The organism is Clostridium sp. UBA4395, assembly GCF_002390995.1.
Classification (GTDB): Bacteria; Bacillota; Clostridia; order Clostridiales; family Clostridiaceae; genus Clostridium_J; species Clostridium_J sulfidigenes.
Genome location: NZ_DGRF01000037.1, coordinates 1 through 15,068, shown reverse-complemented (window position 1 = coordinate 15,068; position 15,068 = coordinate 1). Strand labels below are relative to the sequence as shown.

The window sequence follows — 15,068 nt, the reverse complement described above, 5'->3', positions numbered from 1 at the left end:
TAGTTAATTTTTTAACAATATTTCTGCAAGAATTCTTGCACTTATTTACTTTCTCTTCTTATCTTTTGGTACTACGCATATTCCAGTTGCTTTACAAACAACTATTGGCTCTTCTAAAACGTCACAAGCTGAATCGTTGATTTCAGGTCTTGGAACTATTACTTTTCTAGCTTCAAAAGTCATTTTTCTTGATGTGTTTCCAACGTGTACGATTTCACCTACAGCTTCAATGTAATCTCCAGCAAATACAGGTGCCATGAATTCTACGTTTTCATAAGCTTTGAATAGACCTTCGTCTCCATCATTTTGTATTAATAATTCTGTAGCTACATCTCCAAATAATTGTAGCATTCTTGCTCCATCAACAAGATTTCCACCGTAGTGTGCATCATGTGCGCTCATTCTTAATCTGATTACTGATTTCATTTTCTTTTCCCCCTATAAAATAATCGTTTACTTTTTATTTATGTATAACTTTTTAGTATAAACAGATTTCTTAGCTTCTTTGAAGCTTAGAAATCGTTATCCAAGGACTTAGCAACTCTTTACTCTCACTTTGAAAAGTTTAGAGTATTAGAGATGATAGTCATGGGATAAAAAATATAGTAAATAAAAAATGGCGTTGAAAATATTCAACACCATTAGATAACTTGGTTAGTTAGAACTATCAATGCAATGAATATTTTTCATTCCATAAATAGCTCTCCATATAACATGGCAGTGATAAAACCTTGTGTCTTATCCCCAAGTAATACAAAATACCTTTGTATCCTTTCGGCCTATAAACAATTCACTGTAACATCAGAGGGTATTCTCCTTAGCATTTATCAGTTACCAATTTATAAGCGCCTCTACTTATGATTCAATATTAAATTTTTAAACAATTCAATATATTATTTATCATGTACCCATTATAAATCTAATATTTTAGAAATGCAATGGTTTTTTTAAAAAATTTTTAAATTAATATAAGTTTTTTGTAGATTTTGAATTTTACTTAACATTTCCTCGTTTTTCTTATACTTTTTTCAGTATACTCATAGTAATTTGTCCACCTAATCGTTTCCATAAGTCATCTATACTAGGAAATGAAGATATAAGATTACAAATTGATTCCTTGTAATCTTCATCACTCCATCGATAACCATAGTTTATACAATTAATTATATATCTTCTAAAAAAACTTTTTAAACTATTTCTGAAACAAACAATTTTATATTCATTATATTTATTACCTAGTATTAAGTATAATTTTCTTTGATGACTTAAATTTATAATTAAACTTAATGTTTTTTCATCATAATAATTAAAGTGAAAAGGATAGTACTTTTCTTTTATATCATCTTTCATTCTTATAATCAAGTGCCCTGAAATTACTTTATTACTTTTTACATAAGCACTTTTGAAATTAAACTCCATAGAATTAGGAAAATATATAAAATCTTTAAAGTCATCTTTAATTATTATACAAGTCAACTTTTTATTATGAACCTTTTGTTCCGTTAAAGCAGATACCCCCAAGGGTAGGTCTTTAAGCATATCTTCTATAGGTCTCACTTTAATTTCACCCACTTTTGAGCTATTCAATACTTAAAACCTTAAATTTCTCCTCATAATTTACTGCCTCTAATACCTTATTAACTATGTTGTCGCTAACTACTCCAACTCCACCTAAAACCAATACTTGATCGGATTTTATTCCTTTTATCGCTGCTAAAACTTTAGGATAATAAGTTCCTGATTCCTCCATAAGAATTATTGGAGAAGAAGTTAAGGCAGCTATTGGTGCTCCTACTAATCCATCTGGAAAATCTATTCCTGATGCTAAATAAATTTTGTTTAAATTAATCTTTCCTTTAAAATAATTAAAAACCGCTGTATTAGTTTCATATCTATCAATTCCACTAATTCTTTCAGGACTTTTATAATTAGCCATATTAGAGTTTGATATCACACCATCCCCACCTATAACATAAGTTTTAGGTATGCTATTATTTTGAATGAACTTTTTATTATAACTGTTATATTCATTCACATCTGTTAACAATATAGGCATTCCTAGTTTTGCCGCCACCGGAGCTATTGATAGAGAATCGGCAAAACTTACCCCTGAAGCCAAAACAACTCCATTAGATGTTCCAATATGCTCAGCTACTTTTACAGCTGTTTCATACCTATTGATACCACCTAATCTTTTAACATCAATGCCCATTCCCTTTAACTGGGATTGTACATTTTTAGATACAACTCCATCTCCACCAACTATGTAAGCTACAGAAGGCTTCAATCTATTTACCTCATTGGACACTACAGTAGATAATGCACTCTGTTCTGTTAGCAATATAGGAGCATTATACTTTTTAGCTAAAGGTGCCGCACTTAGCGCATCAGGATAATCCGCTCCACACACTAGTACTATGGTTTTACTTCCACTAGGCCATCCCTGTTTAGATGTTTCTACAGCAGTTTCATATCTAGTGCTCCCACCTAATCTTATTTTTACTGCATCTGCTTCTACTCTATTATTAATACTAAAGGCTATTGCCCCCATTATACTTATAGCTACAATTGAACTGATAACTCTTCCTTTCTTCTTCATATAACCCTCCCCATTAATTAATTTAGTATTCATCTTCATACTATCTATTTTATATTATGTGCTTCAAATATAAAATAGATTTTTACAAATCAATATAGATTTTTACAATTTTCCATAAAATCTTATAAAAAAAATCATGCTAAAACTTAATTCTAACACAATTTTCCATGAATTTATATATATTATGCTGATAACTTCTCTCTTATCTCAATATTCTTTTTATTACATTTTCTATATATGAACCAATAAACTAATCCAATACAAACTGCACCACCAATAATATTTCCTATGGTTACAGGAATTAGATTGTCAAAAATTCCAACTATAGTTAAATTATCTAATTTTTCAACAGCTACATGAGATGCTTCAACAAAAGCTGAATTTGTTTTTGCAAGCAATCCTATAGAAAAGTAATACATATTAGCTACGCAGTGTTCAAAACCTGCTATAACAAAAGCAAATATCGGAAAGAAACCCATGAATATTTTTCCTGTTACATCTTTAGCTGCATAGGAACCCCATACACATACACATACTATGACATTACATAATATTCCACTTGCAATTGCAGGCACAAAACCCATACTTGCCTTAGCTGCCGCTACCTTAATAGCATAGCCTCCAACGTTTCCTGTTGATAAAAGACCTGATTCAAAAACTAGTATTGCTACAAAAGCAGCTCCAATAAAGTTTCCTATCCAAACAAGTGCCCAATTTTTAAACATTTGGCCTGTTGTTATCTTTTTTTCAGCCCAAGCTACACTTAATAATGAATTTCCTGTGAACAATTCTGCTCCACATATTAACACTAAAATTAATCCAACTGGAAATACTATACCTGCCACAAATTTCTGTAATCCGGGATCACTAATTCCATGTGATGCTACTGATGATGCATATGCCCCTAAAGCTATAAATACTCCTGCTAAAATACCTAAAAATAAAGTTTGCACACATTTATTATTAGCCTTTTTTACTCCAACCTGTTCTACATAATTAGTAATTTCATCAGGTGAAAGCATTTTTTTATCCATTAGAAGTTCCTCCAGTATTTCTACATTTTAATTTGTTTTTTTACTTTCCACGTTAATTATATTGAAGCCTACACAAGGTGTCAACAGGTTTCCCCTTAATAAAACCTTGAAAAAATCCACCTCAAAAATTTATCTGTATATTTTAAATATTACAATAACTTTTATGAAATTTCATATACTCTTACATGTATATCGGTATGCATGTTTACAATTTAGACATAAAAAAAGTGGCCTGCGCCACGTTCCTAACGGTAAAACCCATAAAACGTAAAAATCTATACTTTCCTATAAATCAAAAAAATATTACCTAGTAAACCAGGTAATATTAAAAACTCCAATTTCATTCCATGATAAGTTTTCATTTATACTTTCGCTTTCAAAGGTATTCTTAAGCATGTTTTTAAGTTTCATAGAATTTCCATTGAGTTTTTTCTTCATTTCCTCATTTTCTTCTTCTATAAACTCTTCATTTTTTACTAAATAATTTCCTTCTTGGCTATATATAACTAGTTCATCACCCTCATATACCATGTCTCCATTTATTTCATAGGGCTTAACGGTCTTAAAAACACCCTTTATTTTACCATTTTCAATTTTTCCTCTATATAAATATTCACATTGAGTTAATTTTTCCTTATCAAAACTAAAGGTAATAAAAGCTATCTCATCCTTTTTAGGAGATACTTTTCCCTTTAATAAAACTTCTCCACTATCTTCTAAACTAATTATCTGTGTATCATTAAAGTATATATTAGTAACTCCATTACTAGCTCTACCATAAACTAGAGTATTACCTTCATTAAGAACATCTATTAAGATTCCTTCGCAGGAATTCAAAAGCTCTAAATTATCTGCATCATAAATTAGATATTTACTTGTGGTAGGATCTATATATAAATGAACTACTAATTTATTATTCATCCATGATATATTAGATATTTGATTTCCCCCTATATCATTTATTTGTAATACTTTATATTCTTCATCTTTCATACTATATATATTTATTCTATCTTTCTCATCTAAATATTTAAAAGCTATATTACTCCAGTCATTACTTAAAGCAGAAAGTTCTTTCAGCCTATGCAAATCTCCTACCCCTTCTAAATATTCCTCATCCTCATCAAAAATATATATATTGTTGTTTTTTTCTATTACAGCACTTGTATAATTGTTTATAATTGGATCTCTCTCTTCTTCAATATTGAATTTACATCCAACTAAAATAAAAAGGGTGCTAATTAGTGTTATTGCTACGACAAATATTTTTATTTTATTAACTTTTCTAATTTTTTTTCTATAATTCAACACTACCCCTCCTTATTTACACATCAAATACCCTAACTATTATACTACTTGCAAATATTCTATTCAATATTATCTACTAATGTATATATATTGTTTAATCATTGTTTTTATTTCATTTAAATTTACTACATATATTAAAAATATCATCCCCATAAAAATATACGAAGCAACCTTCAACTTAGAACTTATTTTTTATATTTTTATTAATATATTTTATCTACTTTATAAAAGAAATATAAAAATTTCTTTTATAACTAAATACAAAATAAAAAAATAAAAAATCAGGTATATAGTCTTAATCTTTTAATACTATATACCCAATTAAATTATTCAATTATGATTTATTTATTTAATGCTTTTTCAATAACAGATTTTATTAATTCATCCTTTGGTATATATGGAAGAGTTATATGATCTGTTCCTTGATTCTTCTCATTATATTCCATACTTGTTTCAATAGAATGTGGATTTCTTGCCCAAGCTCTTCTAGCAACTCCACCCATAACATCCCATGCCATAGATGATTTTATAATATTATCAACTCTTTCGCTACCATCAAGAACTAATCCAAATCCTCCATTGATTGACTTACTTGTTCCAACTCCTCCACCATTGTGAAGAGCAATTAAGCTCATTCCTCTTGCTGCATTTCCTGCAAAGCATTGGATTGCCATTTCAGCCATCATGTTACTTCCATCTTTTATATTAGAAGTTTCTCTAAATGGAGAATCTGTACCACTTACATCATGGTGATCTCTTCCAAGCATGATTGGTCCAACTTCACCTTTTCTTACAAGTTCATTAAACTTAAGAGCAATATCCATACGACCTTGTGCATCTTGATATAATATTCTAGCTTCTGTACCAACAACTAATTGGTTCTTTTCAGCATCTCTAATCCAAATGTAGTTATCTCTATCTTGTCCTCTTCTATTTGGATCAATACATTCCATTGCAGCATGGTCTGTTTTTATTAAATCTTCATGTTTATGACTTAAGCATACCCATCTAAATGGTCCATATCCATAGTCAAACAGCATTGGTCCCATGATATCTTCAACATAAGAAGGATAAATGAATCCATCCTTTTCATCTACACCATTTTTAGCTATGTCTTTTCCACCAGCATCATAGATTGCCTTCATGAATGAGTTACCATAATCAAAGAAGTAAACTCCCTTAGCAACTAACTTTTTAATTATGTCGTAGTGTTTTAATAAGGTCATATCTACAAGCTCTTTAAATTTTTCTCTATCTTCTTTTAATAGTCTAGTTCTTTCCTCAAAAGAAATTCCCACTGGTGCATACCCACCATCATATGCAGCATGGCAAGAAGTTTGGTCTGATAATAAATCTATATGAATATCATTTTCTAAGATGTATTCAAGTAAATCAACGATATTTCCATGATATGCTATAGAGATAGACTCTTCATTTTTAGCCTTTTCCTTAGCAACTCTTATAACTTCTTCTAAATCACTTGATGCCATGGAAACCCAACCTTGATCAAGTCTTGTTTTAATTCTTGAATAGTCAACCTCTGCTACAATTCCTACTCCATTAGCTATTTCTATAGCTTTAGGTTGAGCACCACTCATTCCACCAAGACCAGAAGTTACAAATATCTTACCTCTTAAATCTCCATCATCAGCCACTCCAAGCTTTAATCTTCCTGCATTTACTATAGTGTTGAAGGTGCCATGAACTATACCTTGAGGTCCTATATACATCCAACCACCAGCTGTCATCTGTCCATAGTTAGCTACTCCTAGTTGAGTTGCTAAATGGAAATCTTCTGGATTATCAAACATACCAACCATTAAACCATTAGTAGTTATTACCCTTGGAGCAGTTTTAGAACTTCTAAATAATCCTAATGGATGACCACTCTCTACTACTAAAGTTTGTTCATCTGTCATATTCTCTAGGTATTTTTTAATAAGTCTATATTGCATCCAGTTTTGGCACACTTGTCCTGTTTCACCATAAGTAACAAGTTCATAAGGATATAATGCCACATCAAAATCTAAGTTGTTATCTATCATTACTTGGAAGGCCTTACCCTCTGCGCAATTTCCTTTATATTCATCTATAGACTTACCACTTAATTTTCCTTCTGGTCTAAATCTATATCCATATATTCTTCCTCTTGTCAAAAGCTCTTCCATAAACTCTGGAGCTAATTTCTCGTGAAGATGTTCTGGAACATATCTTAAAGCATTTTTAAGAGCTAACTCAGTTTGTGCAGGTGTTAAACTATAACCTCTGTCAGGGGCTCTTCTAATTCCTTCTTGAAACTTAGGTATTTCTGGTAATTCATCATCTAACTTTATTACCATCTTATTTTTAATATCAATGTTATTAATCATAATTTTCCTCCTATTTCTATAAAAAATCTATCCGATGGCTACCCGCTCTAATATTCCTATCTTTTTTAAAGTAGGAATAAAGACCAGCTACGTCCCTAGATAACGATTTCTAAGCTTCGAAGAAGCTAAGAACTCTGTTTATTAAGCCTCTCCATTAAAAGGTTCATTTAATTCCTCAGTGCCCTTTAGAATAAATCTACCATTTTTAATTACTTCAATAACTTCTTCATCCTTTGTTATAGCATTTATAAACTCTAAGCTATCGTAAGGTATAGTTATATCCGTATGACATTGAGTATATGCACTCTCTATATCAGTTTTTCTAAGAATAGATTTTTCATTATCCTTAGCAATTATTTCTTTTCCATCAAAAGCATTATATACTCTTTCATCTTCACTATAAGAATAACAAGTATCACCCACTGCAAAGTGTGGTCCCATCTTTTCTCCAATAAGGATAGGAAGTATAGGTACTATATTATGCTTCTGTGCTATAACATATGCTAAGGTGTTTGTACCTATTGCAAACTCACCAAGAGGTAAAGTTTTATTTGGGAACAACAGATTTTCCTCTACATACTTTTTATTTTTAGATTCTTCATCAAAATTAGAACAGTTATATTCAGCTATATATCCATCCTTAAATAAAAGTTCTAAGTTTATATATTTAAGGCCATCTAGGAAGATTTCTTCTAGATGTAGAAGTCCATTTGTTCCTTTTAACATTGGAGATGTAAATACCTCTCCAACTGGTATATTTACAGTAGCAATACAGTTTTCAAAGTTCGTTTCCTTTTCAGGATTGTTGATTTCCTGCATTTTAACCTTTATATCTGTTTTATTTCCATTGCAGCCCTTAACATGGATAAACTCACCCTTATCTAAAGCCCCAATAATATCATTTTGGATTCTTTCCCACTTATCTGAATCAAGAGTATTTATCTTCATAGTATCTGCAAAGATTTCCTCAAAATTCTCTCCTATTTCTGGACTAGGGAAAGCTATAATTGTAAAGGTTGTTTCCTTAGATGGCATATATTTATCTTGAACACTTCTAAGTCTTACCGCTGCATTTTGGTAAACCTTACTTTGTTCTTCACTTAATTTTAATGCTGTATTCTTACTTTCAGGTGCAAAAGGAACCTCTCCAAAGCTTTCAATAACCGCTACTCCAGAATACTTTCCTAAGCCTTCTTTAAATTTTTCAAAAGTAGCTGTAAATCTTTCTTCTCTAATTTCTGCATAGTTTTTACTGAAGAATAAAGCATTATCAAATCTATGATCATAAGTAAACTGTTTATTTGCTTCAGTAGATTCTACCATTGCAAGGACAGGTGTTAAGTTGTATTTACCAAACTCCTTTATAACCTCTTTAACAATAGCCTCTTGACCAACAAAGTATATTAGTCTAACTGTAGACTTAATAGTGTAATCCTTCTTTTCTCTTATAAAGCTATCCATATATCCTTTAACCATGGTATACGCAATCTTGTTTACATCTTCATAGGTAGACAAAAATTTAGCTGTCTTTATTTCATTATCAGTTATATATTTTCCGTACTTAAATAGGTATCTTAAATCTTCTGCATTTGCTTCATCAACTATAGTTCTGTAATAACCCTTGGTATCTAAAGCTATATTATTAACCTTTTCCTCAGCTTCCATGTCTAAAATGCTAACTTCAAAATCCCTTATAATCTCCATTAAACCATTAGCATTATCACCATTTTTAACTACATAAGCATAGGCATCTGTAAATAATTGTAGTAACTTTTCTATCTTGTCAGTCTTATGAGAAAATACTAAAGATATACATTCATTTAACCTATTATATAAATATGTAGCTATTTGCCCCATTTCTTTTCCTAGCTCTTTCACTGCATAGTCTGGGTTGCCGTAACTTGCTTTATAGTTGTCACCTATTAAGTCACTATAAATTTCATGATTTTCTTTTAAAAGTTCATCAAAGTCTTTCTTTTGAAAATACTCATCATTTAACTTTTCTTCTAAACTACATATTGAATATAGTTTTTCCCCCGTTGTCTTAAAGAAAGTTAAATAATTTTTCCCCTGAGTATTTATTAAAGATACTTCTTTTACTCCATTAAGATTACAAATGTTCTTCATTTTATCCCCCACCCTTCTAAAAATATCCATAACAAAAACGTATCATATTCAGAAAATTAATACAATACTTTATGCGATTTTTGTTATCGGGGTAAAGTGCTAAAAGATTAAATTCTACCCCAAAAATGTTTCCTTAAATTAAATTTATATTTAATTACTATGTTTAGTGCAGTTCTCACAATCCCCAGAACAATTTAAACAATGGGTTTCTAATATACTCTTTAAAGAGCTGGAGCTACTACTATGAGATTTTGCTATGCTTATATTCTTTCTTGCTGCCTCTTGCATAGCTGCATTAACCATTTTATGAGATACTGTGTTAGTAAACATTACTAATAAATCTGGACATCCTATTTGAGATTTAAAGCGACCTGGCATTTGTGTAAACACCTTCGCCTTACAATTATATTTATCACAAATCTTTTTATATTCACAAACCATCCTATCATGACCGCCAATTATTACTATACTCATTTCTTTACCTCCTAAAATTTATATTATTTTATATAAGCTCTTATGTATATATCACTATGCGCTTCTAGGATTTTAAAATATTTACATGTTATAATAAGAAATTTTAAAATGCCTCAATGTTATAATTTTGTGTATTTATGATGTTAACTAGTTAAATAGTTATATAGTTAGCTTCGGCTTACCTACTACTAAAATAAAATTAGGTAAAATGATAACTACTTTTAAGAAAGAAAGTTAGCTATTGCTTACTCAGCTATAAAAAGATAAGTTAGCATCAACTAACTTATCTTTCAGTCTACTACTAAAACTATGTTGTGTCAATATAACTTTAGTATAAAGTTCTTATCCTAATATTATCAAGTTGCAATAAAATACAAAAATTCCTTCTACTTGTAATCATCAAACTAATTGATCTTTTCTCATTAAAAATTCCAAAGCAATTTTATTTCTATTTAATATATTTTCATGGTGGTCATAATCATCCCAAACCATTACTACATTTTCTTCTCCTATATGTTCCTTAAATATTTCATAGGACATACTAGAGAACTTAGGCATGTCCTTCTGAATTGTAGTCTTGCTATATCCCTCCTTTTTTCCAGCAATAATAATAAGTCTAAAATCATCATTTACTAAACTTTCTTCCTGAATAAATTTAATCCATCCATCATACCATTGAGATGCACATATACTTGCTACCCTACTATAATTATCATTTTTGAAAACTGAATATAAAGAAATCAAAGCTCCAAGAGAATGTCCCATAATTTTTCTATCATTCTTATTACTGCTTACTCTAAACTCTTTTTCAATATAGGTTTGTAAATCACTTATTAAAAATTCTAAGTATTCATCCCCCTTGCCTTCAAATGGATGAAATCTTTTATGGTTAGATTCTGCTGCCCAAGGGGTATATTCATCTAATCTGTCAAAAGGTGTAATTCCAATTATTATATGTTCCTCTAAAGATTTATTTTCAAATTTATCTTCTATTTCATCAATTATTCCGCCTAAAAACTTTCTAAATTTATCACCATCATGAACATAAACTACAGGATATTTTTTATCAGATATATCATACTCCCATGGTAAATACATAAAAATCTCTCTATCAAAAACTGTCCTCGTTAAAATTCTTCCTCGCATATCTTCTACCCTTTCTTTAACTTGCTTGGAGTAACTCCAAAACTTTTTTTAAATAACCTACTAAAATAGAATTCATCATTATAGCCAATCTTTTTAGAAACTTCCTTAACTGCAAAACCTTCATTTAATAACTTGAATGCAGCAGTCATTCTGCATTGGATTAAATAATCTATAGGACGAATATTTAAATACTTATTAAATAAGTATGATATTCTATTAGATTTCTCTCCATATTTTTCTGAAAGCGTGCCTAATGTAATCTCTTCCATATAGTTTTGTGAAATAAATTCACTTACATCTATGGTAAAATCTTTTTCACTTAATCTCTTTTTGTAGCTATGATCAGTGAAGAGTTCTCTTAAAAATAATGAGGTTTGTATTTGAAGATTTACTTTTGATGTTAATTGTTGTTTTAAAGATATTTCTTTAAGCTCATACAAGGATTTCAACATCTCGTCATAATTTATTACGTCAAATTCGAAGGTTGAATTCATATAAGAATCAGGCTTAATACATTTATCTGCCATATAATAGATATTCATATATTCAAATTCTTCATCTCCTAAAACCTTAAAGGATATGTTTTTATTTTTGCATCCATGAATCACCTTTCCTCTTTCCGCAATATAGACCTCATTATCAAACTCTATTTGGGCTCTTCCTCTTATAGTAAAAATGAATGCTGAGAGATTAGTTGTATACCCAATTTTCGATGACATAGAATTCTTGACAAACCTTTCTATTCTAAAAACTTCAAAAGTATTTTTTCTAAATTCTTTTAATAAATTACCTTTATTAACATTTTTCAAGTAAATAGACTCCTTTCATTACATATAACTTTAAATAATTGTCCATGTTTTTATTTTAGTATATTCTATTACGATTTTTTCTATATTATAATAGTTAATGAAATTGATAATTATTATCATTTAATTCTCTAGAATAAGTTTACCTCTTTTTTAGTAGGAGTTCAAGAAAGGATGTTAAATGTGAAAGATATTTTAAATGCTTCTTATGAGAAAAACCAAAAGATAAAAAAATCCTTCAATTTATTTATCTTAGGCTTAATTATATTATTATTTATTTCTGTAATTTTATCAGTATCCTTTGGTTCACTTAGAATAAAACCTTCTGTATCCTATAGCATAATATTAAATGAATTATTGGGATTATCCTTAGGTGATGCTGAAGTAAGTAATATATCTACTTATAATGTTATTTGGTTAATTAGAATGCCTAGAGTTTTACTTTCAATTGCTGTTGGAGCTGGACTTGCTGTATGCGGAACAATAATGCAAGCAACTGTTCAAAATCCTCTAGCTGAGCCATATATTTTAGGAATTTCTTCTGGTGCATCACTAGGTGCAACCTTCTCTATAATGTTAGGATTGGGCTCATTTAGTCTCTTTTCCATAAGCAATGTATCATTTTGGGCATTTTTAGGTGCTTTAAGTGCCTCTATCTTGGTATTGGTATTATCCTCAATGGGAAATAAAATGTCATCTTCCAAATTAGTCCTTTCGGGAACTGTAGTCAGTGCATTATGTACATCTTTATCTAATTTTATAATTTCTATTGCTAGTAATGCTGAAGGTATGCAAACGGTAAAATTCTGGACAATGGGTTCTTTGGCAACTGCTAAGTGGCAAAATATAGGTTTTGTAATTTTAGCTGTAACTATATGTTGTTTATTTTTCTTAACTCAAGGAAGAACTTTAAACTTAATGTTAATGGGTGATGAAGCATCAATGACTTTAGGGCTTAATTTAAATTTATACAGAAAAATTTATATGATAATCACATCATTACTAACAGGTATTTTAGTAGCTAATTGCGGGATTATAGGCTTTGTAGGATTAATAATCCCCCATATTTCAAGATCTATAGTTGGGTCTGATCATAAAAGGCTAATCCCAACTTCAATACTTTTAGGTTCTATATTCTTAATTTGGGCTGATGTTTTTGCTAGAATAATCATCCCTAATGCTGAATTATCCATTGGTATTATTACTGGTTTAGTTGGAGCACCATTCTTTGTTTACATTCTATTGAGAAAGGGCTTCGGATATGGAGATAAGTAGGTGATTTTAATGGATTTGAAAATTAAAGAATTAAAAGTCAATTTATCGAAAAAAGAAATTGTAAAAGGAATTGATTTAGCAGTTACAAGTAATAAGTTCATAGGCTTAATAGGTCCAAATGGGAGTGGGAAATCAACATTATTGAAGGCTGTTTATGGTGTAATAAAGCCAACCTTTGGAGATGTTTTTATATCTGATAAGGATATAAAAAATTACAACAAAAAATCTCTTGCTAAAACTCTTGGAGTAGTTAGCCAATTTAATAATATTAACTTTGATTTTAAAGTTATAGATATAGTTCTAATGGGTAGGGCTCCTTATAAAGGTTTATTAGAGCAAGATAATAAAACTGATTATGATATGGCACTTAAAGCTTTATCTCAAGTTGGAATGATTGATTTTGCTCAAAAAAACTTCAGCCTATTATCTGGAGGTGAAAAGCAAAGGGTTATATTAGCTAGAGCAATAACTCAAAATCCTAAAATATTAATTTTAGATGAGCCCACTAATCATCTAGATATAAAGTATCAACTGGAAGTTATGTCAATAGTTAAAAATTTAAATATATGTGTTTTAGCTGCTTTGCATGATTTAACATTAGCTTCTCAATTTTGTGATGAACTTTATGTTTTGAAAGATGGAGTTATTGTGTATAACGGGATTCCAAATGAAGTTATAACAGAAAAAACAATTAAAGAAGTATATGATGTTGAATCTATTGTTCACATAAATCCAGCTACTAAAAAGCTTTCTATTGAATACTTACCACCATCATTACATTAAACAAAAACTATAACTAATTATTCTATTATATAAAAATTAAAACTTTTAATATGAAAATCGAGAGGAGAATTATCATGAATAAAAAAACTTTACTTTTACTTACATCATTAGCTCTATCTGCTGTAGTCTTTGTAGGCTGCAGTAATAAAACTGAAAATGTAGACTCACCATCAAAGCAAGAGCAAACTAGCACTTCTACAACTACATCAACTAATAAAACAACTTATCCAATAACCTTTGATGCTTTTGATTCTGAAGGAAATGTGTACAAACAGACTTTTAATGAAGCTCCAAAGAAAGTTATAACTAATAATCAAACTTCAACTGAACTACTTTTAACTTTAGGGTTAAAGGATTCTATAATTGGAACAGGTGACTTAGATACTCCTATGTTAGAAAATTTAAAAGCAGACTACGAATCTATACCTGCAATTGCTAACAAAGGTGATGTTGCTAAAGAAGTTGTTGTTGGCTCAGGTGCAGATTTAGTAATTGGAAGATCTGCTTCATTTAAAGATGATAGATATGGTTCAATACCAAGTTTAAATGAAGTTGGTATTAATACTTACGTTCAATTGGCAAGTAAAATGAATGCCCATATTTCTTTAGACACAATTATTCAAGATGTTAGGAACGTAGGTACTATGTTCGATGTTCAAGATAAAGCTAATAAATTAGCTGACTCACTTCAGAATTCATTTGATAACATTAAATCAAAAGTTCCAACCACTAGTGAAAGAAAAAAGGTTATGCTAATAGTTAATTATAATGGAGAATCCTTTACTGCTTATGGTGCTAATGCTTCATTACAAAAGGAAATGTTAAATGTGTTAAATTCGGATAACGTTATTGAAAAAGGGGGTTCTATATCATTAGAAAATATAATTTCTTCTAACCCTGACCATATTGTTTATGTAACAGCAAATAAAAATGCTTCAGTAGATGTTGATGCCATAGATAGGCTATTAGCAGAACCTACACTTCAAAGTGTTGAAGCTATAAAGAATAAAAATATCGTTTCTGTTGAATACACTGAACTTATGGGATATGGCTACAGAACCTTCGATTGCTTAGAAAAATTAGCTAAAGACTTCTATCCCGAAATATTTAAAAGCTAAAATGTAAAAAATGGGGGCGTCGCAAAATA

At 29.9% G+C, this 15,068-nt stretch carries 13 protein-coding genes and 1 riboswitch; of the genes, 3 read left to right on the top strand and 10 right to left on the bottom strand.

Going from position 1 to position 15,068, the window contains the following annotated elements; genetic code table 11:
• Positions 1-45: 45 nt before the first annotated feature.
• From B2694_RS05645 to B2694_RS05600, 10 genes are all read right to left on the bottom strand, one after another.
• The gene (locus B2694_RS05645; RefSeq protein ID WP_035130526.1) at positions 46-426 is read right to left on the bottom strand and encodes a hotdog domain-containing protein; all 381 of its coding nucleotides are present in this window, start codon (positions 424-426) and stop codon (positions 46-48) included.
• A 264-nt stretch (positions 427-690) separates the two neighbouring features.
• Positions 691-862, bottom strand: a riboswitch (Lysine riboswitch).
• A 155-nt stretch (positions 863-1,017) separates the two neighbouring features.
• The gene (locus tag B2694_RS05640) at positions 1,018-1,572 is read right to left on the bottom strand and encodes a hypothetical protein (protein WP_346884917.1); all 555 of its coding nucleotides are present in this window, start codon (positions 1,570-1,572) and stop codon (positions 1,018-1,020) included.
• A gap of 7 nt (positions 1,573-1,579) precedes the next feature.
• Positions 1,580-2,599 carry a cell wall-binding repeat-containing protein gene (locus tag B2694_RS05635; protein ID WP_346884916.1) on the bottom strand — a complete coding sequence of 340 codons (1,020 nt, stop codon included), beginning with the start codon at positions 2,597-2,599 and terminating at the stop codon, positions 1,580-1,582.
• Between the two features lie 182 nt (positions 2,600-2,781).
• A complete protein-coding gene (locus B2694_RS05630; RefSeq protein WP_346884915.1) occupies positions 2,782-3,633 on the bottom strand; it encodes a formate/nitrite transporter family protein in 852 nt (283 codons plus the stop codon).
• Between the two features lie 303 nt (positions 3,634-3,936).
• Entirely contained in the window at positions 3,937-4,941 is a 1,005-nt protein-coding gene (locus B2694_RS05625) for a hypothetical protein (RefSeq protein WP_346884914.1), read from the bottom strand.
• Between the two features lie 341 nt (positions 4,942-5,282).
• The gene (locus B2694_RS05620; RefSeq protein ID WP_346884913.1) at positions 5,283-7,310 is read right to left on the bottom strand and encodes a urocanate hydratase; all 2,028 of its coding nucleotides are present in this window, start codon (positions 7,308-7,310) and stop codon (positions 5,283-5,285) included.
• A gap of 141 nt (positions 7,311-7,451) precedes the next feature.
• Positions 7,452-9,437, bottom strand: a complete 1,986-nt coding sequence (locus B2694_RS05615) for an aminopeptidase (protein WP_346884912.1) — start codon at positions 9,435-9,437, stop codon at positions 7,452-7,454.
• 150 nt (positions 9,438-9,587) lie between these two features.
• Complete coding sequence (locus B2694_RS05610) at positions 9,588-9,911, bottom strand: DUF2325 domain-containing protein (protein WP_035131143.1); 324 nt, start codon at positions 9,909-9,911, stop codon at positions 9,588-9,590.
• Positions 9,912-10,310: 399 nt separating this feature from the next.
• On the bottom strand, positions 10,311-11,057 hold the full coding sequence (locus B2694_RS05605; protein ID WP_346884911.1) for an alpha/beta hydrolase: 747 nt from the start codon (positions 11,055-11,057) through the stop codon (positions 10,311-10,313).
• A gap of 5 nt (positions 11,058-11,062) precedes the next feature.
• The gene (locus B2694_RS05600; RefSeq protein WP_346884910.1) at positions 11,063-11,866 is read right to left on the bottom strand and encodes an AraC family transcriptional regulator; all 804 of its coding nucleotides are present in this window, start codon (positions 11,864-11,866) and stop codon (positions 11,063-11,065) included.
• Between the two features lie 180 nt (positions 11,867-12,046).
• On the opposite strand from B2694_RS05600, the gene B2694_RS05595 reads away from it, so the two are divergent.
• The 3 genes from B2694_RS05595 (at position 12,047) to B2694_RS05585 (ending at position 15,039) form a co-directional block, all read left to right on the top strand.
• Positions 12,047-13,138: a FecCD family ABC transporter permease gene (locus B2694_RS05595; RefSeq protein WP_414632717.1), complete on the top strand. Its 1,092-nt coding sequence runs from the start codon at positions 12,047-12,049 to the stop codon at positions 13,136-13,138.
• 9 nt (positions 13,139-13,147) lie between these two features.
• Complete coding sequence (locus tag B2694_RS05590) at positions 13,148-13,921, top strand: ABC transporter ATP-binding protein (RefSeq protein ID WP_346884980.1); 774 nt, start codon at positions 13,148-13,150, stop codon at positions 13,919-13,921.
• A 74-nt stretch (positions 13,922-13,995) separates the two neighbouring features.
• Positions 13,996-15,039, top strand: coding sequence for an ABC transporter substrate-binding protein (locus B2694_RS05585; RefSeq protein ID WP_346884908.1), 1,044 nt, complete (start codon positions 13,996-13,998; stop codon positions 15,037-15,039).
• Positions 15,040-15,068: the final 29 nt, after the last annotated feature.

Bases quoted from the DNA above. Each gene is read 5' to 3' on its own strand.
- B2694_RS05585 (WP_346884908.1), top strand. From the start codon at position 13,996: ATGAATAAAAAAACTTTACTTTTACTTACATCATTAGCTCTATCTGCT.
- B2694_RS05610 (WP_035131143.1), bottom strand. From the start codon at position 9,911: ATGAGTATAGTAATAATTGGCGGTCATGATAGGATGGTTTGTGAATAT.
- B2694_RS05615 (WP_346884912.1), bottom strand. From the start codon at position 9,437: ATGAAGAACATTTGTAATCTTAATGGAGTAAAAGAAGTATCTTTAATA.
- B2694_RS05645 (WP_035130526.1), bottom strand. From the start codon at position 426: ATGAAATCAGTAATCAGATTAAGAATGAGCGCACATGATGCACACTAC.
- B2694_RS05590 (WP_346884980.1), top strand. From the start codon at position 13,148: ATGGATTTGAAAATTAAAGAATTAAAAGTCAATTTATCGAAAAAAGAA.
- B2694_RS05635 (WP_346884916.1), bottom strand. From the start codon at position 2,599: ATGAAGAAGAAAGGAAGAGTTATCAGTTCAATTGTAGCTATAAGTATA.
- B2694_RS05630 (WP_346884915.1), bottom strand. From the start codon at position 3,633: ATGGATAAAAAAATGCTTTCACCTGATGAAATTACTAATTATGTAGAA.
- B2694_RS05605 (WP_346884911.1), bottom strand. From the start codon at position 11,057: ATGCGAGGAAGAATTTTAACGAGGACAGTTTTTGATAGAGAGATTTTT.
- B2694_RS05620 (WP_346884913.1), bottom strand. From the start codon at position 7,310: ATGATTAATAACATTGATATTAAAAATAAGATGGTAATAAAGTTAGAT.